The sequence below is a fragment of the Fictibacillus enclensis genome (assembly GCF_030123385.1).
GTDB classification, from domain to species: domain Bacteria; phylum Bacillota; class Bacilli; order Bacillales; family Fictibacillaceae; genus Fictibacillus_C; species Fictibacillus_C enclensis.
On record NZ_CP126109.1, the window covers coordinates 3,109,153 to 3,134,570 of the forward strand.

A 25,418-nucleotide genomic window follows, 5' to 3' on the forward strand; every position below is an offset into this window, starting at 1 on the left:
ATGAAAAGTAAGAAGCTGTCCGAATCGGACAGCTTCTCTTATTAGTGCAGTTGAAGTTCCCTGCTTTCCCCCTGTTTTTGTGCCTGTTTTATTGCGGCATGAGCTGCTGCAAGACGGGCCAGCGGCACACGGTATGGTGAACAGCTGACATAATCAAGTCCTGTCTCATGACAAAAACGAATGGACTCTTTTTCCCCTCCATGCTCACCGCAAATTCCAGTTTTTAACCCCGGCTTCGTTTCCCGTCCCAGTCTGACACCCAGTTCTACAAGTTTACCGACGCCTTCCTGATCGAGAGTGGCAAATGGATTTTCAGGCAGTACCTTATTTTCGATATAAGTAGAAAGAAACTTGCCTTCCGCATCATCCCGGCTGTAGCCAAAGGTTGTTTGGGTAAGGTCATTGGTACCAAAGGAGAAAAAGTCAGCTTCCTTGGCAATTTGATCCGCGGTTAACGCTGCCCGAGGCACTTCAATCATTGTCCCAATCTGATAATTAAATTCCTGCCCTGCTTCTTGCTCAATTTCCATAGCTGTACCGATCACCAATTGTCTCATCTCTTTTAATTCATTTACATGGCCTACCAAAGGGATCATGATCTCAGGGGCGGCATCCATCCCCTTATCCCTCAGGTTGCATATCGCATAAAAAATCGCTTTAACCTGCATTTCATAAATCTCGGGAAAAATCATGCCCAGTCTGCAGCCTCGATGCCCAAGCATTGGATTGCATTCATCCAATTTACGAACATTTCGAAGCAATCGTTCTTTTTCCAATAATTCTTCTGAAAAGGAACTGGATAGTTGTAGCTTCGTAACCTCTACAAGAAGTTCTTCCTTGTCTGGCAAAAATTCATGAAGCGGCGGATCAAGCAGCCGAATGGTCACCGGCAACCCCTTCATCGCTTCAAAAATGAGTTCAAAATCTTCCTTTTGCATAACCAGCAGCTGATCAAGAGCTTCCATTCGCTCATCAAAGGTTTCTGCGAGTATCATTTCCTGAACAACCGGTATTCTTGCACTATCCATAAACATATGCTCGGTGCGGCAAAGCCCGATGCCTCCCGCGCCAAAATCCAATGCTTTTTGGGCATCTTCAGGATTATCTGCATTGGCTCGTACACCCAATGTTCTCTCCTCATCTGCCCAAGTAAGAAGCAATTGAAATTCTTCCGAAAGTTCCGGATCAATCATCGGAATTTCACCAAGCATAATCTCACCTGTTGACCCGTCAATGGTAATTACATCGCCTTTTTCAATTATCGTTCCTGCTACAGCAATCTGCTGTAATTTCAGGTTAATCGTAAGGCTTCACATCCACATATACAGGCCTTTCCCATTCCCCTGGCCACCACTGCCGCATGACTGGTCATCCCGCCACGGCTGGTAACCGTTGCCTCTGCTGCCACGATTCCATGAATATCGTCCGGTGTCGTTTCCGGACGGACAAGAATCACCTTTTTACCGTCTTTCGCCATTCTTTCGGCTTCATCTGCATCAAATACCACTTGGCCCGTAGCCGCACCTGGGGATGCGGGAAGGCCTTTTGCCATGACATTTCTTTCCTTGGTATTATCCAGACGGCGGTGCAGCAACTGATTCAGCTGTTCTGGTTCAATGCGCAAAATCGCTTCTTTTTTATCTATGATGCTTTCTTTAAATAGTTCCGCCGCAATTCGAATGGCCGCCTGTGCAGTCCGCTTTCCTGTCCGTGTTTGCAGGATGAAGAGCTTTCCCCGCTCGACGGTAAACTCAATGTCCTGCATATCCTTATAATGAGACTCAAGCAAATGGCATGTTTCTGTAAACTGCTGATACACTTTAGGCATGGCCGTTTCCATGGCTGCAATCGGCTGCGGTGTCCGGATCCCTGCCACCACATCTTCTCCTTGGGCATTGATCAGATATTCGCCATAAATCTTTGCTTCACCTGTGGAAGGATTTCTAGTAAAAGCAACGCCGGTACCAGAATCATTGCCCATGTTTCCGAATACCATGCTTTGTATATTGACAGCAGTACCCAAGTCATCCGGGATCTTATGAAGCCGGCGGTACACAAAAGCACGTTGGTTATTCCATGAATCAAAAACAGCAGATATGGACAATTGAAGCTGTTCCTTAGGATCTTGCGGAAAGTCTTTTTTGGCGTGTTTTCGAACCAGTTCCTTATAGCCTTCTATCACTTCTTTCCAGTCTTCCGCGGTCATTTCAGGATCTGTAGCATATCCTTTTGCTACGCGGACTTCTTCGAGCAACTGTTCAAAGTAAAAACCGTCCACATGAAGCACAACATCACTGAACATTTGAATGAACCGGCGGTATGTATCATACGCAAATCGCGGATTGTAAGTGAGACTCGCCACTGCTTCTACTGTTTCATCGTTCATGCCCAGATTCAGCACGGTATCCATCATCCCCGGCATGGAGTGAACCGCCCCTGAACGCACAGAAACAAGAAGTGGATTTCTGGTATCCCCTAACTTCTTTCCTGTTCTTCCTTCAAGATGATGAAGGGCTGTCTCGATTTGCTTTTTCATCTCGGACGGCAGACGTTTCCCCGCCTGGTAATAGGCATTGCACGCTTCCGTTGATATGGTGAACCCGTAAGGAACCGGGAGTCCAATACGCGTCATTTCTGCCAGGTTCGCCCCTTTTCCGCCTAATAGTTCTTTACCTTTTTTCCCATCCTCATCAAACAGATATACGAATTGCGTCATGATATCCAGTTCCTCTCCTTTTTTAACATAGCCAAAATTAAATCTGCCGTCTCTTCAACCGCCTTATTGGAAACATCAATCACCGGGCAGCCAATTCTCTTCATGATTTTTTCGGCATAATCCAATTCTTCCATGATCCTCTCAAAGTTCGCGTAATGGGCTCTTACCGTTAACCCAAGATTCTTTAAACGTTCCTTCCGAATCTCATTCAGCTTATCCGGCGTAATAATTAATCCTATACATTTCTTTTTGAAGTGAAAGACTTCTTCCGGCGGCTCCACCTCGGGCACTAACGGAACATTAGCCACCTTGAATCTTTTATTGGCCAAATACATCGAAAGCGGCGTTTTCGATGTTCTGGAAACACCAATCAAGACGATATCCGCACGGGAAAGGCCGCGTGTATCCTGTCCGTCATCATATTTAACAGCAAATTCAATGGCTTCCACTCTTCGAAAATAGTTCTCGTCCATTTTCCGGAGCAACCCCGGCTGATAAACCGGCTCTTTATGAAATTTTTCGGTGAAGGCATGCATGAGCGGCTTCATGAGGTCAATGGCAATAATACCTTCTTCTTGCGCCCGCTGGTCAAGATACTGTTTCAAAAAAGGAACCACAATCGTATAGGCAATCACTGAGTTTCGATATTTGGCGACAGAGATTACATTTTTCAAATCCTGGATATCTTCAATAAAAGAGACATTTTGAATTTCAATATCTCCCCCATTAAATTGAGCGGCGACCGCTTTTACCATCAGCTCTGCCGTTTCCCCTACTGAGTCTGAAACCACATAGACGATCTTCTTCGTATCCAATTTGAATCTCCTATCCTATGAGTTTTGAGTGTAGCAAATTTCTAAGCTTTACTCTCCTTCCTAACCAATGTGTCATACTTTTAATTTATTTTCCTTAAATGTGTTATACTAATTTAATTTAAATCCTATAATAACACCAATAATTCAGAGATACAATCTATTTCTTGGATTTTTAAGCAAAAAAAAATAGAAGGTAACAATGCTGCTTGAAAATGAACAAATAGATGCTGGTTAACCGTGGCCACACAAAAAGCTGAATCCATTACGGATATCAGCCTTCTTCTTAATTATTTCCGTATTTATCCCTGTAATGACATAATGCCAACAGCGGCCAAATGTAATTGTAGCTGTGGTAGTACATATAAAATGTTCCTGGCAGCCCAGCCCCTGTTGGATAGGAAACATGTATGCCATGATAATTTTCGCGATGTAATAGATAGTCAATTCCTCGTTTTATCGAATCGGTTGGTTTTGGGCAAGCCGCGATCAGTGCATCAACTGCCCATGCAGTCTGGGTGATTGTGCTGTATGGAAGAGCACAATAATGCTTATTGATGTCACTTTTGCATGATTCTCCCCATCCTCCGTCATATTTCTGAATCGAAGTCAGCCACTCCACCGCTTTTTGTACAGCAAGGTCTTTATGTGTGATCCCAGCCGCCATGAGCCCTGTTATACCGGCCCATGTCCCGTAAATATAGCAAATGCCCCAGCGCCCATACCAGGAACCATTGCTTTCCTGATGTTGCTTCAGCCATTGAACAGCAGATTGAATGTGGGGAGATGAGAGCCGTATCCCTTCATAGTTTCCGAGAAACTCAAGCGTCCGACCCGTTAAATCAGCTGTGGAAGGATCGGTAAGCGCATCCCCGGCATTTTCAATGGGCAGTTTCGCCATCCATCTTTTATTTGTGTCTTTTTCAAATGCCGGCCATCCCCCATCTTTGTTTTGCATGGAGAGAAGCCAACCGACACCTCTTTTGTAGGCGTGTTGAATCGTTCTATCGGTTTTTGCATAATGAAACATCGTTCGCAGAGCAGCCTGGGTATCATCGATGTCCGGATGGATGGTGTTACTTTTGCTGAATCCCCAGCCTCCGGGCATGACATCCGGATTATGAAATTTCCAGTCTCCGAGACGGGTTTGCTGATGCTTCTGCACAAAACTCAAACTCTTTCTCATTTGTGAAGATGAAGGAGGGGCCCCTGAGGACAACAGGGTATAGCTTACGAGAGAAGTATCCCACACCGTCGGCGGTGAGTTCTGTAGATGAAAGGTTTTCCCAGTATGATGAACCAGACAAATCAGCCCGGTAATCGCTCTATGAATGACCGGATCGGTGGGCTTGTAACCAATCGCGAGAAGCCCGTATATCATGAGAAAAGTAGAAGTGGCATAGCTTAGGAGAGTTCCATCCTCCTCAACCCTCTTTAGTATGTAATTTTCCAGAAAAGCGCTCTGGATGGAATACAACGGACGTTTAGAATTCTTTTTTCCCTTCGCCTTTCCGCGGTCTTCTTCTGTAAACAAATGCTTCAGACAAGGTTTACGGCTGTTGTGCACCTGAAACTTTTCTGCCATTCCCAACAAAACCGGAGCAAAGTGGGCCCTTGCATAGCTTCCAAGATCGTAAAAGTTCATGTTCACTTTTTTCATGATTCGAAATAGTCTCGAAGGATCCACTTCACGGTCTGGCCATGGATACAGTCCGTTAAATGCAAAGAATACCTTCGTTAACAAACTGGTCTTTTTTAATCCGCCGTTTTCTCTGATAAACCTTGCAGCTTTTTTCATCGGGATGGCATCCCGGGAAATTACCCCTGAATAAAGCAGGGCGGCATACGCTTCCGCTGTGGCAGACAAATTGCCCATTCTTTCATCAGGATAGGCTTTCCATGTTCCGTTCTTTGTTTGCTTGGCTAATATTCTCCTTGTCAGTTGCCGGATCAGCATCTCGTCATCCCATTCCAGGGTCCGTAACATAATGATCATATAGGCATCCGTGAGCAGGGCATTTTCAAAAGAAAAACGCCATGAGCCGTCAGGCTGCTGCAGATCAAGAAGACGGTCGGTGCGCCGGTCAATTTCTGTTATCACTTTAGCCAGTCTGTTCATTGTCCATCACTCCGGTCAGACTTACAGCCAGTGGTGTTGGCTATATTGTATGCTCACGAAAAGAGTAAGATTCCAATGAGAAAGGAATATACAGAAAAGTACAAATAAAAGTTGATACAGGTATAATTATCCATTACGATAGAACTATAATCTTGTTTATTCCAAGGAGGATGCACATGTCAGACTTGCAGGTTGAAACCGGCTCTATTCTTTTGGAAGACGTTTACACTTCCAATGGGGTTCTTTTATTAAAAAAAGGCACCATTTTAAATACCACTCATGTAGAGCTGTTTAAAAAGCACAATGTAGAAAGTGTGAAAACCGTTCAGTTGACCAATCCGGAAAACATACTAAATACCCTGAAGTAATGAACCGATTGTTAAAATCAAGATTTTGTGACTCCGGCTTCGGTCATTGATGCAAATGGCATGTCAGCAAATCAAGTCTGCAAACAGGTAGAAGCGAAGCTTGAAATCGAACAGTAAAACAGAAAGAATGAAGTACTTGTACTCAAAAAAGACGCGTATTTCCCCTCAGGAGAAGCGCGTCTTTTTTTCTTATCCCCTTCATTCCCGTGAGAAAAATTGTTAATTTCATCCGAAAGAGGGATACACACTGACACCGGGTTATGAAATGATAGATTCATGTGTTTGGGAAAGAGGGGGATTAATTTTGAAAAAAAGAAGGATTGCATGCCTGTTGTCTGCGCTCCTAACCTTATTGCTTGCCTCATGCAGCAGCCAGGATAATCATGATGATATGAATATGGAAATGGATAAGAGTAAGGAAGTAAAAGCAAACGATTCATTAAATTGGAAGGTAGGTTCATTTACATATACCGATGAAAAAGGAAAGCCATTTTCCTTGAACCAACTAGAAGGAAAGGTTTGGCTGGCCAACTTTATATTTACCAATTGTGAAACGGTTTGCCCTCCAATGACTGCCCATATGACCAAGCTGCAGGATATGCTGGCAAAGGAGAAAATAACTGCAGACATCGTTTCGTTCAGTGTGGATCCCAAAAGGGACACTCCCAAACAATTACGGGCATTCGGAAAGAAATTTGATAGTGATTTCACCAATTGGCATTTTTTAACCGGATATTCACAAAAGGAAATTGAAAACTTCGCCAGAGATTCATTCAAAGCTGCGGTTACGGCAGATCCGACATCGGATCAATTCACCCACGGGACCTCCTTTTACCTGGTCAACTCAAAAGGGAATGTATTAAAAAGGTATGACGGGGTTCAAAATGTCCCCTTTGACCAAATCGTGAAGGATACGAAAGCGGCAGCAGACCAGGCAAAAAACGATCATCACACCCAAAAAGAGGAAAATGCAGATGAAATAGAACCGGTGAAAGTAGAACTAACGATTTCAGAGAAAGATACTCCTACAATTCAGGCAGCCGTAAGTCAAAATGGAAAGCCGGTTAATGATGCGGATGAAGTTCTTTTTGAACTATGGCGATCAGGCGGGAAAAAGCACCAGAAGATTGAAATAAAAGAGGCCGAGAACGGTATCTATTCTATGAAAACGCATGATTTAAAACCGGGAAAATACGTGGTCATTTCCCATGTGACAGCACGTGGCATGCACACGATGCCGAAAAAAGAATTCATGGTGAATTAAAAAAATCAGACACAGTGTCTGATTTTTTTTGTTCTATTCAATCCATCCCTTGCTGTAGGCATAGCTCGTCAGCTGCACACGGTTATCAAGATGAAGTTTATTTAATATATTTTTCAAATGACTTTTAACGGTATGCTCTGAAATGAAAAAAGCCTTGGCAATTTCACGATTTGATTTCCCTTGAGCAACCAGCTGTAACACTTCCAATTCACGATCGGATAACGGTGTTGGCTTTTTCTCTTTCCGGGTATTCGTAAACTCATTCAGGATACGGGTCGCCATATTTTGGGACATGGGAGCTTCGTCGACCGCAAAGGCCCGCAAATAACTGTACCACTCATTCGCATCCAAGTTTTTCAATAAGTAGCCTTGTGCGCCTCTTTTAATCGCTTCAAAAAGGTCCGTGATGTCATCCGATACCGTCATGATCACCACCTTAACCATAGGATACTTAAACTTAATCATTTTGGTTGCTTCCAGCCCGTCCATAACCGGCATTCGAATATCCATAAGGATGAGGTTCGGCTGTAAGGCTTCTGTCATTTCAATGGCTTCAAGGCCATTAGTCGCTTCACCTATAATCTCAAATTCCTCATAATCCTCAAGTAATTCCTGAATTCCTTCCCTTGCATGCTGATGATCATCCACCAGCAGCAGACGAATTGGCTCTGTCATTCTTTAACACTCCTTTACAAAAAGAAACACACATCTCACCATGTTCAATAGATACATCCAATAAACAGCTCATGGCGGCCGCTCTGTCCTTTAAAATTTGAAGTCCATAGCCTTGTGACGCTTCTGGCAAGGATGTCCGTTCGGTTTGGTTTCGAATGGTCAGCAGCCATCCTTCAGGATGTTCTTCTGCCGTCATCCACACTTGTTTTGAACTTGCATGCTTAATGGCATTGATCAATGTTTCTTTTATGCAGGCGAACAACTCGACCTTTTCTTTTGTGGAAAGCAGCAATTCGTCAATCTTCCAGTTCAGCTCCACCTGCAGTTGGTGTTCCTTTTCAACCTCACTGATGTATTTCAACAATGCTTCTGTCCAATTGAAATTGGTTTCCACAAGCGGTGACCGCAAATTATTGATTGCCTGCCTCGTATCTTCATGAATATGATGCAGCGTTTGTTTCATTTTTATAAAATGAGGATTGTGAGCAAGGTTCGCCTGCCTGCCCAGCTTGTTAATCTTAATGGACAAAAGAAACAGCGATTGCGCCATTCCGTCGTGCAGTTCACGTGCCATTTTTGCCCGTTCCTGCAGCGCTGTTTTCTGTGACCGCTCTTCATTCAATTCGGATTGGATCTTTTCAAGCCGGTTGAACAGATTAACCACAAAGATTACAGTTACTCCAAAAACAATGAGGGGTGATAAAAAGTTCCCCATTTCCATTGACATGTAAGGCATTAATAAGGTGTGCCGCAAATACTCCCAGGCACCGATCGAAAGCGTGGGCAGCATTAAAATAAGCCATTTAATTTGTTTGTATGTCATCCTATCCCCCACCCCGATGAATAATTGATTGTCTTCCACTATCTTGCCATAAAAAAAACACAACTGTGTATCCCTATTTTGAGGGATTTGTGAATCTATCATTTTTGACTCAACCGCTATTGGAAAAGTGACTTCCTATCATCACTCTGATCAAGGGAAAGGAATTCGCTCTGCCCATGTCACGTTTGTTGTCCCTCAACCTGAAAAAGAAGGAATCGTCTGGACCGGAACTGAGCCATCCGCGGTTTATTATTCGGAAGACAAAGGTGAATCCTGGCGTGAATGTCAGTCGGTTCAAAATTTACAATCCAAAGTCAATTGGCAGTTTCCTCCCCGGCCGTACACGAGCCATGTGCGCTGGATTACGCTAAGCTATTCCGATCCTTCAGCTGTTTCGGTTTCCATTGAGTTTGGAGCCGTAATCCGCTCATTTGACGGGGGTTATACATGGAAGAACCGTCCGTTCGGCAGCCCATTGGATGCACACACTCTTCTCGCCCATCCAAATCAACCGGGAACCTTATTTGCAGCTTGTGGAGACAGTTTTATGATAAAAGGCCATTCTTATGCTGAAAGCCATGATGAGGGCGAAACCTGGAATTACGACAGTGAAGGACTGGAAAAACATCCTTACCTTTACAATATGGTCATACACCACGATGATCCGGATGAAAAGCTTGTTGCTGCGGCCGCCAGCCCATCTACCGGGGCATCACGCTTCGCTTTTTTCTACCATATACCGAAAAAATGGTGATGAAAAATGGGAGGAACTCAGTGATGGATTGGATTGCTAAGGGGCCTATCTGGCAGCACTGGCATCTGACCCAAATGACCCGGGAAGCTACTATGCCTTCAATAATATTGGATTGTACCAGTTAAACATGCCAGTGCATTTAATAATTATTGATTTTGACAAGCATATTCTTGTTGATACAGTATCTTAAATTTCTTGATACCCTTTTTTAGAAAAAATTAGGAAATCTTAAATCACTATGCTATACTTATTTAAACCATTTACTTACTTGTACCATTTACCTGCTCTTGCGTTGAGCGGGTTTTTTATTGCGCTTTTTTTAGAAATCAAAAAAACAGGCCCTTTTAAAAAGGACCTGTTTTATTATAAAATAAATAATTATTATGCTTTTTGAACGTTTGCTGCTTGAGGTCCACGAGCACCTTGCTCAACGTCAAAAGTAACTTTTTGACCTTCGTCTAATGATTTGAAACCTTCAGATTGGATAGCGGAGAAATGAACAAATACGTCCTCTCCACCTTCGCGTTCGATAAATCCGAAACCTTTTTCTGCATTAAACCATTTAACTGTACCTTGTTCCATAATTATTTCCTCCTAGTGCGTTAAACACACAAAATGTTACTATCCTTGCCCAAAGTGATCATCAAGATGAAAAATCGAATTCTTAAACTTCTTTTACACCGAACAAAAATAATCCTTTTTTATTTTAACAGAAAATAGAAGAGAAAGCAAAATTTTAAGAAAATAAATAATATTTAAAACCAACCTGAAGTACGACCTTTGTTTAACCTCTTCTCTAATTGAGGGAAGAGAAGAGCCCTGGTATCTAAAAAGATGGAGCTTTCTCGATGTTTTAAATAACAAAATTGTTCCCTTACATCTAAAGAGGGTTCTTCCTATCCAACGCAAAAATTATATTCCCCTTCTTTTTCCTTTTTCATACATCATACTTTTGTTTACTAAAACACAATTGTATACACAGGTAAAAGTATTAGGTACTTATAGATGTTTTAAATACTGTTTCTAAAGCTCTTTGATATATATGTTTGCTGGATTTGTGGCGTTGGTATAGGTTGACGATGGACCATGAAGCTAAAACAAGCAGCCATCTCTTTTCACATTGCTCATTAAAAACACAGTGAGCGTTTTCACCTCACACAAGGGCATTCTTTTGCAGGCAGAAAGTTCCTTCGCTTAATAACAATGGGCAGGTATAGAACGTGAATAGAAAATTCATTTTTTTTGATAAAATTACGGTACGTGAAATTATAATCATTTAAGGGGGCATATTCCGAAAAACGATTTAGACCGATTCTTCTATTCTTCCTATCATAAAAATTCCACATTAAAAAGAGAACTTATGTCGAAAGATCGACACAAGTTCTAAAATGCCTATTGAATTGTCAGCACCCCTGTAATAGGAAGTCTTATTACATCCCTATTTAAGAAGTAACGATCTCATTTTTCTATTTCGTTCTAATCTTTCCAATTCATCAACTAAATCATATTTTTTGAGAAGATGAAACATCTCATTTAAGGTGGGTTGTGAGTTATTCCTGTTTAAAAAATCATCAAATAACCCACAAATATCTTCTGGAAGTTCTTCCTTCCGTGCCTCGTATTTACGTTTGACATCATCTTTTGAGTGATCCATGTTACACTTGTTCATAACATCCTCCTCTTCCTCTCACTCTCTTTATCTTAATATGACCCTACAACGTGAAACAAAATAACCTTTTAAATGAGGGAAAACCAGGACACTATCATTATTGTTACCATACGTAGTTAAATTTTTCCTCATTTTGTTCATGCTCTATTTTTGTATTAATTTGATGAGACATCGACCTCCTATGTTAGCCAAACTTGCTTGCGACGATATTTGTTTTCCTCCACTCACGTATGGGGACACCCGCTTGTAGTGTTGGAATTGGGTGCGAAGTGATGGTTCCTTCTTTGTTTATACTGCTGATAAAGTTTGCTTTATGCTGTGTAAACCATATTTCTCCTTTTTTACCACCTGCCATTCCATATGGACACGAATCAGGAACAGTATAGGAGATTCATCTATTTTCATATTCACCATCTCCATCCTCCCTTTCATTTACCTGAAACAAAACTCCAAGGGAATTCCGCCGAATCCGCTTGGAGTTTGGTTATCTTATGCCGTTTTGCCAAAGTCATTCAAATAAATCTTTTCCAGGATAAATGTACAGATCGCACTGCAGACACTGATGGAATAAACCATATCCCGTTTATAATCCTTTTTTTGTTCATACTCACAGAGCAGCTCTTCAAGGAAAAACGTAACGCTTTCCTTGGAATGCTCTTTGATCTCGGGCAGTGTTAAGCAGTTTATACTGTTGAGCACCCTGGCCTTTTTATCCAAAGCTCTTTCATACTTCACATGGGGAATCATGGCATGCTTAAATTCCCAGCGCTGGTTATGTGGAACACAGAAGAAATCCGTAACGAAATGGCAAATTACACCCATTTCGATTTCAAGCCATCTCCGCTTTTGTTTATCCAGCAGATCGGATGCGGGAATGTCCAGCAGACCCACAATTTTATCAACAACAAATTTAAAGCTTTCTTCTATATAATGCTTTCGTTTTGCAAGTTCCGGAATGAAATCGGGTTTCATGTTGGCCCAGGTAAACGTAGACTTATTTAAATCATACTGAACGCTTTCTCTGACATGTGATTGAATGTGGTGCGCCATCACTTTATGCGAATAAGCAAACAGATCAGAACAGTCCTTTCTTATTGAAGAAATAGGTTGAATCAACAATACTACATCCAGCCTGTCGAATCAATGAATTTGTAAGAAATTTAATATATCTCTATACTATTCACATCTTAATGAAAAGCAACTGTAATAATAAACAACCTGCCAAAAATTTGGCAGGCTGTTTTTCTTTTATGCTCTTGTTTTAACATTCAATACTCGCATGGCGTTTAAAACGGCAATCAGAGTTACACCGACATCCGAGAAAACCGCTTCCCACATGGTGGCAATTCCAAAGGCCCCCAATGAGAGAAAGACCGCTTTTACCCCTAAGGCAAAAATAATATTTTGCCAAACGATTTTTCTTGTTCGTTTTGCAATTTTTATGGCTTCAGGGATTTTGGAAGGTTCATCCGTCATTATGACCACGTCAGCAGCTTCGATAGCCGCATCTGACCCTAATCCACCCATTGCCATTCCGATATCGGCTCTGGCTAATACAGGAGTATCATTAATGCCATCCCCCACGAATATCAGCTTTTCATTTTTAGACTTATTGCCATCCCATTTTTCAACTTGTTCCACTTTTTCATGAGGAAGCAGTTCTGCATGAACCTCATCTAACCCTAATTGATGCCCCACACGTTCACCAACGGCTTTGGAGTCTCCAGTCAGCATCACCGTTTTTTTTATTCCAAGCTCTTTCAGCTGCGCAATAGCCGATGCTGCATCTTCTTTTACTTCATCTGAAATAACCAGGTGCCCGGCATATGTCCGATTAACAGCCACATGGACGACGGTACCTTCTGCCTCATGTTTCTCATAAGCTATTTTTTCTTGATTCATTAATTTTTCATTTCCGGCGAGCACTTCTTTTCCATCTACTGTTGCCCTAATGCCATGCCCGGAAATTTCGTTATATTCTCCTACTTGATCGGCCTGAATCTCTTTACCAAAGGCGGAACGTACGGAAACGGCAATGGGATGATTGGAATGCGCTTCTGCCATGGCAACATAATAAAGCAATTCATCCGATGAAAACCCATTATCCGAGTGAATACGTGTTACATCAAAGACACCTTTTGTCAGCGTACCTGTTTTATCAAACAGGACATATTTCACATCATTCAACGCTTCAAGATAATTGCTTCCTTTAATAAGAATGCCCGTTTTTGAAGCTCCTCCCACCCCGCCAAAAAAGCTGAGGGGAATGGAAACAACAAGCGCACAAGGACAGGAAATGACCAAAAAGACCAATGCCCTGTAAATCCATTCTGAAAATGATGCACTCTGAATAAGGAGCGGCGGCAGAAACGCCAAAACCGCAGCTGTAATGACCACAACTGGAGTGTAATACCTCGCAAATTTTGTAATGAAATTTTCAGTCGGTGCCTTTTTGCTGCTTGCATTTTGAACAAGGTCCAAAATTTTGGATACGGTGGAGTCTTCAAATTCCTTGGTTACTTCTACAGTAAGTACTCCGTTTTTATTGATCGTACCGCTTAACAGGTCACTGCCAGGCTTCACTTTCCTGGGTACGGATTCGCCGGTCAACGCCGAAGTATCCACCATGGATACTCCTTCAACGATTTTACCGTCCAAAGGAACCTTTTCTCCCGGTTTGATAATAATTATGTCACTTATTCTTACGTCATCAGGCGATACACGCTCTGTCCTGCTCCCCACTTTACGATTGGCATAGTCCGGCCGGATGTCCATCAAGGCACGTATTGATTTCCTTGAACGGTTGACCGCTAAGCTCTGAAACCATTCACCCACTTGGTAAAACAGCATGACAGCTACTCCTTCGGGGAACTGTCCAACTGCGAATGCACCAACTGTCGCAAGTGACATTAGGAAGTTCTCGTCAAACACCTGCCCCCGAACTATATTTCGGACAGCTTTTGGCAGGATCTCCCCGCCTACAATTAAGTAGGCGACAAGAAAAAGGGAAAACTCCAACCAATAGTTTAGAGGCGCAAACGCAGCAACTGCCGTTAAGACGGCTCCCACACCAATCCGTGTTAACATCACTGAGTTTTTATTTCCATCATTTTGTGATGGCTCGCTATTGATGTGACGGGGTTGCTGTGTCACCTTTACTCCAGGTTCAAGACGCTTTACGATTTCCACAATTTTAGCTGACAGATCTTTTTCCGTAGTGGAAGGATCCGTTTTTATACGTAAGGTTTTGGAAACGAAATCCATACTTGAAAGACTTATACCTGTCAGCCCGGCTGCTTCCTTCTCTATTTTTGCTGCACAGTTGGCACAGTCCAAGCCTTCCAAATAGAAACTCATGGCAGAATTTTGCCTTGTATTTGGCTGGTCAAGTACTTTTATATGCGGCTCAATCGATTGAATCAATTCTCTTGTATTTTCAATTACGGTGATGTCCCTCCCCTGTTCGGTTTCCATTCTTAATGTTTTGGTTACAAAATTTACGCTGCAGGATGATACCCCTTCAAGTTCCCGAACACCATCTTCGATCTTGGAGGCACAATTTGCACAATCCAAGCCATCCAATAAAAATTCTCTTTGTTGATCAGTCACCAGGTTCTCTCCTCTCTGGCCGTGAATCTTTTCATCTATGCTTATATGAGCAGAAATTCATATATAAATCATTATATGTTCGCACCACGAAAAGTGTCAACGCAACATGTTAAATTCATAATCAATCATGGCATGCATGATGTATTGCTTGATTTAATAACGTAATCACATGATTATCATCAATCGAATAAAACAGGGTCGTTCCTGCTCTTCTGAATTTAACAAGGCGAAGATTTTTTAAAAAACGCAATTGATGAGAAACCGTAGATTGTAAAAGTGAGAGCTTTTCAGCAATTTCATTTACAGATGATTCTTTATGAGATAAAAGATGAAGGATTCGGATTCGCGTCGGATCTGACAGCGCCTTGAAGGTTTGAGATGCGACAAAAAGAGTTTCTTCATCTAATTGTTCACTTTCAATAATTGCTTTTTCGTGTTCATCCATTTAATATCAACTCCTTACCACTAAACCCTATATGAATAATTACTCATATTCTAAACGAAGGTTATGCTTCTGTAAATGCTGAATCGAATTCTCTTTTCTTTAACTATAATGAATAATTTACGCTTCTATTCCGTATTTCATTAGAATAATTTCGGGTAATAATAGAGTGCCAGGGAAAAGTATACAAAATAAAGGAAAATCATTGCACGTCGGAGAATGTTCTTATACAATATATATGAGCATATATTCATATATATATATATTCAAAAAGGAGTTGAGCATTTATGGCGCATTCTCACGGTCACGGTGAATCTCATGGGCATCATCATCATGGTACAAACAATAAAAGAGCATTGAAATGGGCGTTTTTTCTAATTGCAGCCTACATGCTCGTGGAAATTGCCGGTGGCATTATTACCAACAGTTTGGCTTTATTATCTGACGCAGGACATATGTTAAGTGATGCGGCTGCTCTTGGATTAAGTTACCTGGCATTGACTTATGGCCAAAAATCATCCTCCCAATCCAAAACCTATGGTTATCGCCGCTTTGAAATTTTAGCCGCCTTTATCAATGGCATTGCTCTGTTAGCGATCGCCCTTTATATCTTTTGGGAATCCTATCAGCGCATCTTAAATCCCCCTTCAGTCATTAGTAAGGGGATGCTCATTATTTCGATTATTGGTTTAATGGTAAACATTGTCGCTGCCTACATCTTAATGAAAGGTGACAAGGATGAAAATCTCAATGTGAAAAGTGCTTTTTTGCACGTCCTTGGGGATATGCTTGGATCCGTTGGCGCAATTGCCGCTGCCCTTGTCATCATGTTTTTCAACTGGAATCTGGCAGATCCTATCGCAAGTATTATTGTAGCCATTCTGGTTCTTATCAGCGGCTGGAGGGTGACCAAAGAATCTGTTCATATTTTAATGGAAGGCACTCCTCAAAATGTGAACTTTAAGGAGATCAAACAGGCGTTGCTTTCCATCCCTGAAGTGAAACAGGTCCATGATCTTCATGTATGGTCGATCTCTTCGGATTTTCCTGCCTTAAGCTGTCACCTGGTGGCCGACGCAGAGGATCATCAGCAAACCTTGCTTAAAAAGGCGAATCAGCTGCTGAAGGAACAATTTCATATTGAGCATACAACCATTCAGATTGATCTTTCGGATACTGATTGCACAATGAATCCTTCCTGCGAGTAAATGCGAGGGCTCAATGCAAAAGGATTTTCGGTTTTCACAAGAGATGAAAAAAGAAGCGGATCTGCTGAATTTAAATACGATTACCATGGATGGGACATTCACAATCGAGCAAACACTCGAATGTGTAAAAAGGCACTTTAAACTAAAAGAACACCAAAAAGGATGACCGTTAAATGGTCATCCTTTACACGTTTTATTCAAAACCAACTGTCATGCTGTCCGGATGAGAACCGGCTCGGCTATCCTGGTTCAATCCGTCGATACGCTCCATATCCTCACTGCTTAATTCAAAATTGAACACATCAGCATTTTCAATAATACGATGCTCTTTTGTTGATTTTGGAATGGTTACCACTTCATTTTGAAGATCCCACCGCAAAATCACCTGTGCTACCGTTTTATTGTGCTTATCGGCAATTTCTTTTAATGTAGGATCTTCCAGCAGCTGTCCCTGCTTAAGCGGTGACCAGGCTTCCAATTGGATTTCATTATTTTTGCAGAACGCATGCAGCTCTTTTTGGGTAAGATGCGGATGGTATTCCACCTGGTTGACCATTGGTTTAATTTCACAGGAACTCATCAAGTCCTCCAAATGGTGAACCTGGAAGTTACTTACGCCGATGGCCCGAATTTTGCCATCATTGTACAGCTTCTCAAACGCTCTCCATGTCTCTTTATATTTGTCTTTTCCAGGCCAGTGAATGAGATAGAGGTCCAGATATTCCAGGCCAAGTTTTTCCATGCTTGTTTCGAACGCCTTTAATGTAGATTCGTATCCTTGCTCACTGTTCCATAGCTTTGTTGTGATGAATAGGTCTTCACGGGAAACTCCGGACTCTCTGATCGCCTGCCCCACTCCCTCTTCGTTCCCGTAAATCGCTGCCGTATCAATACTGATGTATCCGTTTTTTATCGCAGCTTTTACAGACTCGATTACTTCTTCTCCTTCTTTTACTTTAAAAACACCCAACCCAAAGCGCGGCATTTTCACGCCGTTATGTAGTGTTGTTGTATCTTTTAAACTGGTTGCCATCTTTTATTCCTCCTATTGTCGTAATTGCTTGCTATAAGTACATACCACTTTTTCTCTTGTCTTAATCCCATATCCTCCTGCTTCTTTGTACGAAAGGGCATTTTATAAAATAATTTTCATGCCGTATGATTTAGACAAAAGCATACAAGAGGTAGAGTACATGTCAAATGTCCAATCACTGGAACGAGCTCTCACACTATTAAACAAACTTTCCGAATATCCAGAAGGAATTCAAATCTCCCAACCATACCTGGAAAAGCTGTGTAAAGAAATTAATGAAACGGTTCATTTATGTATTGAAGATCATGGTGAAGTCATTTACATCGATAAAATCGAAAGCAATCAAACAATAAGCGCTTTCATTGTGGAATTTCCAGGTGTTATTTTCAATAAAATGAATGAAATAAGGATATTTGTTAAATCAGAAAAACCTCCAGCGTCCTATCTTTCTAGGAATCTGGGAGGTTTTTAGAAGACTGCAGCAACATACTTGCAATCAAACGTAAGATTTCTACCCTCTTCAAGGGAAGCCGTCATGCAGTTCGTCACTGAATTATACGAAATAAATGACAACCTCACCGGGACGGTTGAGCCCCGGAAGACAAAAAAGTGAGTATCCCCGGCTTGAACATTTTGCAGGAAATCCTCCGCACAAAAAGGCAGGTACGATGAGTCTTTCATGCTGTTCTCCCTTTCTGTATGTGTGTCTGTTTATTTTATGTACAAATACTAAAAATGGTATAGACACCTCACATACAAAAAGAGGAATTCCTGATTAGGAATCCCTTACTGACTAAAAGTCCTTATTTTGATAGATCCGAATGGAAACCATCCACGAAAGTTAAAAGCAAACGAGAGAAAAGGCCGCAAGCAGAAAAACGAGCCTTCTTAAAGACTCGTTTTTTTCATTGGCTCTATCGTGCCAGTGTGTGTATGGTGCTTTGTGCTAAGGCAAATTCAAAATCCGCAATTATATCTTCAGGGTCCTCCAAGCCTGCTGAAAACCGGAAAAGCGTGTTCGAGATTCCTCTCTTCTTTCTTTCGGCTTCCGGCATAGCGGCATGTGACATTTTTGCCGGATAGGATAAAATCGATTCCACCGCTCCGAGGCTCACCGCCAAAACAGGGATCTGAAGATGGGAAGTAAACGGCCGGACCAGCTGTTCGCTTTCCAGTTCAAATGAGAAGACAGCACCTGGCCCCTCCGCCTGGCTCCGCTGTACAAAGTATCCTGAATGCTCCTTTAAGCCAGGGTAATGTACCTTTTTAATCAGCGGGTGTCCGTTTAAATAGTCTGCGAGTTTCCCAGCCGCTTCTACAGAATGACGGAGGCGTACGTATAATGTTTTCAGTCCCCTCATTAATAGCCAGCAATCCTGGACACCCAGCACGGCACCAAACGAGTTCTGCAAAAAGTAAAGGCGATCAGCCAACTCTTCATCTTTCACCACGGCCAGACCTGCCACCACATCACTATGCCCGGCAAGGAATTTGGTTGCACTGTGAAGAACAATATCCGCTCCAAGCGACAACGGCTGCTGAAGAGCCGGTGTTAAAAAGGTATTGTCTACAAAGGTTAGTGCACCTTTCTCCTTCGCCAGCTCGCTCACTGCCCGAATATCGGTCACTTTTAAAAGCGGATTGGAAGGCGTTTCAATATAAAAGGCTTTTGTATTGGGCTGGATTGCCTGTTCTACGGCATCAAGGTCAGTCATATCGACAAAAGTGTGGGTAATCCCCAGTCGTGAAAGCACCTGTGTGACCATTCGATACGTACCGCCATACACATCCTCTGATATGATCATATGATCTCCTTGGGATAAAAGAAGAAATGACGTGGAGATCGCTGCCATGCCCGATGCAAAGGCAAAGCCTCTGCATCCGCCTTCGAGCTCAGCGATTTGCTGTTCGAGTGCTTCTCTTGTCGGATTGGCAGACCGTGCATAATCATATTTTCCAAATTGATCAATATCCTCTTGATGGAACGTGGAGGACAGATGCATGGGCACACTCACCGCGCCGGTAGCCGGATCGGTTTTATGTTTATGATGCAGCAATTTGGTTTGAAAGGTATGACAGTTATGGTCACTCATAAATTACAGCCTCCTTCTGGACAATGTCCAGCGCTTGTTTTAAGTCGTTAATCAAATCATTTTCGTCTTCAATACCAACAGATAAACGCAAAAGCCGGTTGCAAACTCCGCGTGCTGTACGTATTTCTTCAGGAATGTCCGCATGTGTTTGGGTCGCGGGATACGTTACCAGACTTTCAACCCCGCCCAGGCTTTCGGCAAAGGTTATCAGATTTACAGACTTCAAAAAACGGGGGACCCATTCCTCTTTTTTCAGCCGGAAAGAGATCATGCCTCCCCTTCCCGGATAAAGGACGTCATCTACACCTTCATGATTCTGCAGGAATTGAATCAACACCTTAGCGTTTTCTTCATGTTTTTTCATTCGAAGGGCCAATGTTTTCATTCCGCGCATCAAAAGCCAGGCATCAAACGGGCTTAACACGGCACCTGAGGCATTGTGATGGTACGAGAGCTCCTGGCACAATTCCTCGCCTTTGGCCGCAATCAGACCTGCGAGCACATCATTGTGTCCTCCGAGGTATTTCGTTGCACTGTGGATTACAATATCCGCTCCGAGCTCGATCGGCCTTTGCAGCAAAGGGGTATAAAAGGTATTATCAACGATAACGAGCAACCCATGTTTCTTGGCGAGACGTGCAACAGCTTCAATATCACATACCTCCATGAGCGGGTTGGTCGGCGTTTCTAAAAAGATGGCTTTTGTTTTTTCAGTGATCACCTGTTCAATTTCGGCTACGTCTGCCGTGTTTACATAGTTACTGGACAATCCCCATTTTTTGTATCCTTCTTCGAGCAGGCGGTAGGTACCGCCATACAAATCACTGGATACAATCCATTCATCACCTGATTGAAAGAGGGAGAGGATGGCCGCAATGGCCGCCATCCCCGAGCTACAGGCAAACCCGGCGTCTGCTCCTTCCAGATCGGCGATCGCTTTTTCAAGCACTTCACGTGTCGGATTGCCTGTTCGAATATAATCGTAACCACTTGATTCTCCAATTCCGGTATGGCGGTATGCTGTAGAAAAATAAACGGGCGGATTAACCGTTCCCGTGCGGTCTTCACTTCGGTTTCCAATTTGAGCTAATTTTGTTTCTGTTTTATACATGGCAGCCTCCTAAGTCAAAAGAAAAAATAAAAAAGCCTTCTTAAGAAGAAGACTTTTGAATACCATCAAATTGTCGTTCTCCTTATCTCCCAAGTTCGTCATCGAACTTGCTGGACTTAGCACCTTTTCAGCAGAAATCACTGAAGGTTGCTGAGGTTTCATCGGGCCATTCCCTCTACCTCTCTTGATAAGAAAATCTAATCCGTATCAAATTGTAGTTCCTAGTGTACCGCAATTATCTGAATGTTTCAAGCTTTCTTTTTATATTTTTATTCCGTGTTGCTGTGCCTGGACAGAACTTCCTCATGGCTGAGCGTTTTCTGTGTGCTGCTCCTCAGACATACCGCATCGCAAAACACATGAAGACACTGATCAAAAAGGGAGCTGAGTGGCTGTATGCTTTTGGCTTCATTCTCTCCCCTTTTCTTTGTAGCTGCCGGAAGGACAAAACATGTATCAGCCACTTGTGCCAGAGCAGAATCTCCATTTGCTGTAATGCATACTACTTTGGAGCCTGCCGACCTTGACCGTTCCGCCTGATGGATGACGGATTGTGTGGATCCGGAACCCGAAATGGCGATAAGACAATCCCCCTCGGCTACCGAGGGAGTTACCGTCTCACCAATGACAAAGACGTTATAGCCCAGGTGCATCAGGCGCATGGCAAATGCTTTTGCCATAAACCCCGACCTTCCCTCGCCAGCCACAAAGATTCTCGTTGTATTTTGGAGTTCTGAATAAAAACGCTCAATCTCTTCTTCTCCAATTTTCTCAATAACTCCCTGCATCTCTTTTACAATCACATTCAGTTCGTTCATACATTTTCTCCTGTCCGAATCGTTTTCCAAGCTGTATACATCTGTTTGGCTGCTTCCTGGATATTCGCAGCTTTCGTAATGGCGGACCCGACAACAATGATCTCCGGATTTTTTTCGGCAGCCATTGGGAGAGTGGATAAAGCAATTCCCCCTGCAAGGGCCAGTCGGTCAACAGGAAGCCTTTCTTTGTTCTGTTTCTCCATCGTTTTGTTGTCTGACTCCTGTTCATCTTTGCTTACATGTTCGCAAAATACGGCAGATGTATAGCTTAGCAGCCGTTGCATTTGCTCAGATGAAACATTTAGCAGATCAATCATCACTTCTTTTCCATTTTCCTCGGCAACCTTCAAACAGGTTTCAATCGTTACGAGGGGAGCCGCCCCCATGACAGTTGCCATGTCTGCTCCTGCGTCAAAGGCTATGGAAAATTCATAGGCTGCATTATCAAAGGTCTTCATATCTGCCAGCACTGGTTTTAACGGAAACTTTTTTTTAATCTCAGAAATGCTCTCAACACCATATTCCTTAATTAATGAAGTACCGACTTCGATAAGATCAACATATTGCTCTGCCTCTTTTGCCGTTTCAATTGCCTCAGAAATCGTCATCCGGTCCAGGGCCAGCTGAATCTTCATTGAGAAACAACCTCCATTCTCTTTTTCGCTTCTTTTGCAGCCGGAGCTTTAACAGCCATTGTAAGCAATACGGATACAAAAAGCGCGGATGCCATGAATACGAAGGAAGCTGACGGCCCTCCGGTAACGCCGTTTAAATATCCAACAATGTAGGATCCAACAAAAGAACCGAGCGCCCCCATGCTGTTGATGAGCGCCATCGCTCCCCCAGCCACGTTTCGCGGAAGGATTTCAGGAATGATCGCAAAAAACGGTCCGTATGGTGCGTACATGGCTCCGCCAGCTATGACAAGAAGTGTATACGAAAGCCAGAAATTGCTGGAACCGATCAAATAAGAGCCAAAAAAGGCAATGGAACCGATCAGCAGTGATATCCATACAAATGTTTTACGGTTCAGTGTTTTATCCGAGTAATAGGATAGGACAAGCATGCCGACCACAGCCACAACGTAAGGAACCGAAGAAAGCCAGCCTGTTGAAACAATGTCCAGGTTCGACGCTTTTTTAATAATGGACGGAAGCCACATAACAAATCCATATACCCCTATGCTCCAGGCAAAATATTGAAGGCTCAGCAGAATCACGGCTTTGGATTTAAACGCTTCCCGATAATTCTTGACTGGCTTCAATGTAGATTGTTCTTTGTTAAACTCATTCTCGATACCCTGCTTTTCCTTATCGGTAAGCCATGATGCATTTTTTGGACGGTCTTTGACCAGCTTCAGCCAGATAAATGCCCATAATACGGCTGGAACACCTTCCAAAATAAACATCCATCTCCAACTGAACGAGTTTAATAGATAACCCGATAAAACAGACATCCATAATACGGTGGCTGGATTACCGAGGATTAAGAATGTATTTGCTCGTGACCGTTCTTCCTTTAAAAACCAATGACTCAAAAATACTAGCATGGCTGGCATAACAGCGCTTTCAACTACTCCTAAAAGAAAACGTATAGGATACAGCCAAGCCACATTGGTTGCCATGCCTGTTGCTGTCGCAAGGCCGCCCCATAGAATCAGGCTCCAAAAGATCAGCTTTTTGGCACTATGCTTTTCTGCATAGTGAGCACCCGGAACCTGGAAGAAAAAGTACCCGAGAAAAAAGAGAGATGCCAAAAAAGAAGAAACTCCCGCTGTAATGTTCAGTTCATCTCCCATGCCCCCTGCTACACCGAACCCATAATTTGCCCGGTCCAGATAGGCGAGACTGTACGTAATAAAAGCTAAAGGAATCAAACGGCGAAACCGTTTTTTTGAAGCTATAGAATCCATCATCGTTAAACCGCTCCTTTTTCTATCATTTTTTAAAACTTCATGTACATTCTATTTCACTTGCTCCTGCCAGCTTTTCACCCTCTCTTTTCGCAGATTTGCTACATGCTGAGATGCATTTATGACTTTCACGGGATACTCGATCGCCAAGGGAACTTCTTCAGGAATCTGCCCAATGATCCCATCGATCTCATCATGAAGCTCAGGAAAAACCGGGACTGTTCTCCAACTTCCTTTGTCATCGACTACGTGTTTGATGTGAACGTATCGAATAAATGTTTTCAACCGTTCATACATAGCCAACGGATCCTCTCCCAAATACTTTGGATTGCCCACATCAAAGGTAAATCCGGCAGGAACCTCTTGTGCACGGCAGTCCAGAAAAAAAGTCTCCAGAAGATCTGTTCGTCCGCCACAACTGGTCTGATCATTTTCGATGGTAAAAATCATTTTTGGAAACTGCAGCAAAAGACGCTTTACATGGGAAAGTTCCTCCTTCATTCCGCAATAGTGGCCAAGAGGTATTTTCAACAGCCATGCCCCTACGGCTTCCGCCTCCTGAAGAAGACAGAATAGGGAATCGATATTCAGCTTTCCGTTTTCATCAAACATCGGCTGGGGCGAGGAAAAAACAACTTCCAGATTCAGTTCCTTTAACCTTACTCCTGCATCATTCAATGAGATCCCGGAAGAAAGCAACTCCCGGCGAACCTCTATGCCATCCGCCTTTGCCTCTGCCAAGCACAGTGCAATCTCTTCAAACTCCCGCGCATTCAACTCCGTATTTCCGAATGCGTTTTGTGTACAATAAATGTGATTCATTACCCCCGCTCCTTTGAATGTGCTTACTTATTAATGGTACCGGTACCATTTAACTGTTGAAAAAGGGGTCCAGCGATAAGACCTCTTTATTTCCCTGGTGTTGAATTCCTTTTAATCAACTTCCCTTTATACATGAAGGATTGCGAGGTTGTCCGTTCTCCTCTGATTCGTTCGAGGACCATTTTCATCGCGCTTACCCCAATTTCAAATGTTGGCTGCTCAATGCAGGTAATTCCTCCAAATACAACAGGTGCCCAATCTGGATTATCAAATGTGAGGAGTGAGAGTTCATCTGGCACAGAAATGTTCATGGTATTTAGTTCATTCGCAATTTTTAGCATTAAAAGTGCATTTACAGTAAAGATGGCTTTGGATTGCCCCTGGGCATCTTCCAGAAATGAAACCAGCTTATTTCTGAACAGGCAGCCATCATCTGTTGAAACAATATAGACATCATCAGAGCTTTCGTGATTGTGCTTTTTCAGAACGTCTTGAAAAAACTGATACCTCTCATGCCTTGTACTGATTTCCTGAAAAGGTTCACTAAAAAACGCGATACGTTCATAATTTCGCTGTAGCAGAAATCCGAGAGAATCCTCAGTTGCCTGCCGGTTATCTAAGCCGACAAAATCCATATCCAGTTCAGGAATATTTCGATCCAGCAGTACGACCGGAATGGAATCATCTTTCATTTCCAGTAAGGAAGAGTTATTCCCACCCGTTGTATGAATAATAAGCCCATCGATCCGGTGAGATTGCAGCATATGAATAAAGTTTCTCTCCTTCTCTGGATGGTTATCGGAATTGCAGATCATAAGACTGTAACCATTTTTCGAAGAGATTTCTTCAGCGCCTCTTAAAATGGCTGTACTATATGGATTGCGGATATCTGCAATGATGACGCCAATGAGGTAGCTTTTTCTTCCTTTCAGCCCTCTTGCAGCCGTACTGGGCCGATAATCCAATTCCTGAACAGCAGATTCTATTTTCTTTTTTGTTTTATCGGCAAGTTCATCCAGCCGCCCGCCTAAATAACGTGAAACCGACGTTTTTGAAACTCCCGCCCGTTTCGCTACATCATAAATGGTTATCTTTTGGGCCATTTTCCCCACCTTACTTTCGGTCAAATCTTTTTTGGAACCGGTTCCATTTTTAAAAAGTCTACCATAC

At 42.7% G+C, this 25,418-nt stretch carries 24 protein-coding genes, 1 pseudogene and 1 riboswitch; of the genes and pseudogenes, 6 read left to right on the forward strand and 19 right to left on the reverse strand.

Annotated features, from left to right (window positions below; all coding sequences use genetic code 11):
* Window positions 1–41: 41 nt before the first annotated feature.
* From ppdK to QNH15_RS16420, 3 genes and pseudogenes are all read right to left on the reverse strand, one after another.
* A pseudogene (gene ppdK / locus QNH15_RS16410) lies at window positions 42–2,716 on the reverse strand (pyruvate, phosphate dikinase).
* Window positions 2,713–3,531 carry a pyruvate, water dikinase regulatory protein gene (locus tag QNH15_RS16415; protein WP_283889355.1) on the reverse strand — a complete coding sequence of 273 codons (819 nt, stop codon included), beginning with the start codon at window positions 3,529–3,531 and terminating at the stop codon, window positions 2,713–2,715. The pseudogene ppdK and the gene QNH15_RS16415 overlap by 4 nt, the downstream one beginning before the upstream one ends.
* Window positions 3,532–3,814: 283 nt before the next feature.
* Complete coding sequence (locus tag QNH15_RS16420) at window positions 3,815–5,647, reverse strand: terpene cyclase/mutase family protein (protein WP_283889356.1); 1,833 nt, start codon at window positions 5,645–5,647, stop codon at window positions 3,815–3,817.
* A 176-nt stretch (window positions 5,648–5,823) separates the two neighbouring features.
* Between QNH15_RS16420 and QNH15_RS16425 the strand changes: the two genes are divergently transcribed.
* Window positions 5,824–6,015 carry a hypothetical protein gene (locus QNH15_RS16425; RefSeq protein ID WP_061972781.1) on the forward strand — a complete coding sequence of 64 codons (192 nt, stop codon included), beginning with the start codon at window positions 5,824–5,826 and terminating at the stop codon, window positions 6,013–6,015.
* A gap of 304 nt (window positions 6,016–6,319) precedes the next feature.
* Window positions 6,320–7,279, forward strand: a complete 960-nt coding sequence (locus QNH15_RS16430; protein WP_283889357.1) for an SCO family protein — start codon at window positions 6,320–6,322, stop codon at window positions 7,277–7,279.
* 33 nt (window positions 7,280–7,312) lie between these two features.
* Here the strand turns inward: QNH15_RS16430 and QNH15_RS16435 are convergent, their stop codons facing one another.
* Window positions 7,313–7,954, reverse strand: a complete 642-nt coding sequence (locus QNH15_RS16435) for a response regulator (protein WP_283889358.1) — start codon at window positions 7,952–7,954, stop codon at window positions 7,313–7,315.
* Entirely contained in the window at window positions 7,920–8,777 is an 858-nt protein-coding gene (locus QNH15_RS16440) for a sensor histidine kinase (RefSeq protein ID WP_283889359.1), read from the reverse strand. Before QNH15_RS16440 ends, QNH15_RS16435 begins: the two co-directional genes overlap by 35 nt.
* A gap of 127 nt (window positions 8,778–8,904) precedes the next feature.
* Here QNH15_RS16440 and QNH15_RS16445 point away from each other — a divergent pair, with 127 nt between their 5' ends.
* Window positions 8,905–9,531: a WD40/YVTN/BNR-like repeat-containing protein gene (locus tag QNH15_RS16445; protein WP_283889360.1), complete on the forward strand. Its 627-nt coding sequence runs from the start codon at window positions 8,905–8,907 to the stop codon at window positions 9,529–9,531.
* 381 nt (window positions 9,532–9,912) lie between these two features.
* Here the strand turns inward: QNH15_RS16445 and QNH15_RS16450 are convergent, their stop codons facing one another.
* The 5 genes from QNH15_RS16450 to QNH15_RS16470 form a co-directional block, all read right to left on the reverse strand.
* On the reverse strand, window positions 9,913–10,113 hold the full coding sequence (locus tag QNH15_RS16450; RefSeq protein ID WP_026694123.1) for a cold-shock protein: 201 nt from the start codon (window positions 10,111–10,113) through the stop codon (window positions 9,913–9,915).
* 856 nt (window positions 10,114–10,969) lie between these two features.
* Window positions 10,970–11,200, reverse strand: coding sequence for a hypothetical protein (locus tag QNH15_RS16455; protein ID WP_061972779.1), 231 nt, complete (start codon window positions 11,198–11,200; stop codon window positions 10,970–10,972).
* Between the two features lie 489 nt (window positions 11,201–11,689).
* Window positions 11,690–12,316: a zinc dependent phospholipase C family protein gene (locus tag QNH15_RS16460; RefSeq protein ID WP_283889361.1), complete on the reverse strand. Its 627-nt coding sequence runs from the start codon at window positions 12,314–12,316 to the stop codon at window positions 11,690–11,692.
* A gap of 132 nt (window positions 12,317–12,448) precedes the next feature.
* Entirely contained in the window at window positions 12,449–14,809 is a 2,361-nt protein-coding gene (locus QNH15_RS16465) for a heavy metal translocating P-type ATPase (RefSeq protein WP_283889362.1), read from the reverse strand.
* Between the two features lie 121 nt (window positions 14,810–14,930).
* Window positions 14,931–15,254 carry an ArsR/SmtB family transcription factor gene (locus QNH15_RS16470; protein ID WP_061972775.1) on the reverse strand — a complete coding sequence of 108 codons (324 nt, stop codon included), beginning with the start codon at window positions 15,252–15,254 and terminating at the stop codon, window positions 14,931–14,933.
* 284 nt (window positions 15,255–15,538) lie between these two features.
* On the opposite strand from QNH15_RS16470, the gene QNH15_RS16475 reads away from it, so the two are divergent.
* Both QNH15_RS16475 and QNH15_RS16480 read left to right on the forward strand, forming a co-directional pair.
* Window positions 15,539–16,459: a cation diffusion facilitator family transporter gene (locus tag QNH15_RS16475; RefSeq protein WP_283889363.1), complete on the forward strand. Its 921-nt coding sequence runs from the start codon at window positions 15,539–15,541 to the stop codon at window positions 16,457–16,459.
* A 13-nt stretch (window positions 16,460–16,472) separates the two neighbouring features.
* Window positions 16,473–16,625 (forward strand): hypothetical protein, encoded by a 153-nt coding sequence (locus QNH15_RS16480; RefSeq protein ID WP_283889364.1) that lies wholly within the window; start codon window positions 16,473–16,475, stop codon window positions 16,623–16,625.
* A 27-nt stretch (window positions 16,626–16,652) separates the two neighbouring features.
* Here the strand turns inward: QNH15_RS16480 and QNH15_RS16485 are convergent, their stop codons facing one another.
* Entirely contained in the window at window positions 16,653–17,492 is an 840-nt protein-coding gene (locus QNH15_RS16485; protein ID WP_061972771.1) for an aldo/keto reductase, read from the reverse strand.
* Window positions 17,493–17,652: 160 nt separating this feature from the next.
* Here QNH15_RS16485 and QNH15_RS16490 point away from each other — a divergent pair, with 160 nt between their 5' ends.
* Entirely contained in the window at window positions 17,653–17,964 is a 312-nt protein-coding gene (locus tag QNH15_RS16490) for an IclR family transcriptional regulator domain-containing protein (RefSeq protein ID WP_283889365.1), read from the forward strand.
* Here the strand turns inward: QNH15_RS16490 and QNH15_RS16495 are convergent.
* The 8 genes from QNH15_RS16495 to QNH15_RS16530 form a co-directional block, all read right to left on the reverse strand.
* Window positions 17,961–18,173, reverse strand: a complete 213-nt coding sequence (locus tag QNH15_RS16495) for a hypothetical protein (RefSeq protein ID WP_061972765.1) — start codon at window positions 18,171–18,173, stop codon at window positions 17,961–17,963. The genes QNH15_RS16490 and QNH15_RS16495 overlap by 4 nt on opposite strands.
* Before the next feature lie 233 nt (window positions 18,174–18,406).
* Window positions 18,407–19,585 carry a cystathionine beta-lyase gene (metC, locus tag QNH15_RS16500; RefSeq protein WP_283889366.1) on the reverse strand — a complete coding sequence of 393 codons (1,179 nt, stop codon included), beginning with the start codon at window positions 19,583–19,585 and terminating at the stop codon, window positions 18,407–18,409.
* A complete protein-coding gene (locus QNH15_RS16505) occupies window positions 19,578–20,696 on the reverse strand; it encodes a methionine biosynthesis PLP-dependent protein (protein WP_283889367.1) in 1,119 nt (372 codons plus the stop codon). The genes metC and QNH15_RS16505 overlap by 8 nt, the downstream gene beginning before the upstream one ends.
* 79 nt (window positions 20,697–20,775) lie before the next feature.
* Window positions 20,776–20,890: riboswitch (SAM riboswitch) on the reverse strand.
* Window positions 20,891–20,965: 75 nt separating this feature from the next.
* Window positions 20,966–21,514 (reverse strand): 6-phospho-3-hexuloisomerase, encoded by a 549-nt coding sequence (gene hxlB / locus QNH15_RS16510; RefSeq protein ID WP_283889368.1) that lies wholly within the window; start codon window positions 21,512–21,514, stop codon window positions 20,966–20,968.
* Window positions 21,511–22,149, reverse strand: coding sequence for a 3-hexulose-6-phosphate synthase (gene hxlA, locus QNH15_RS16515; protein WP_283889369.1), 639 nt, complete (start codon window positions 22,147–22,149; stop codon window positions 21,511–21,513). The genes hxlB and hxlA overlap by 4 nt, the downstream gene beginning before the upstream one ends.
* On the reverse strand, window positions 22,146–23,426 hold the full coding sequence (locus QNH15_RS16520) for an MFS transporter (RefSeq protein WP_283895612.1): 1,281 nt from the start codon (window positions 23,424–23,426) through the stop codon (window positions 22,146–22,148). The genes hxlA and QNH15_RS16520 overlap by 4 nt, the downstream gene beginning before the upstream one ends.
* A gap of 51 nt (window positions 23,427–23,477) precedes the next feature.
* On the reverse strand, window positions 23,478–24,248 hold the full coding sequence (locus QNH15_RS16525) for a hypothetical protein (RefSeq protein WP_283889370.1): 771 nt from the start codon (window positions 24,246–24,248) through the stop codon (window positions 23,478–23,480).
* An 86-nt stretch (window positions 24,249–24,334) separates the two neighbouring features.
* The gene (locus tag QNH15_RS16530; protein WP_283889371.1) at window positions 24,335–25,351 is read right to left on the reverse strand and encodes a LacI family DNA-binding transcriptional regulator; all 1,017 of its coding nucleotides are present in this window, start codon (window positions 25,349–25,351) and stop codon (window positions 24,335–24,337) included.
* Window positions 25,352–25,418: the final 67 nt, after the last annotated feature.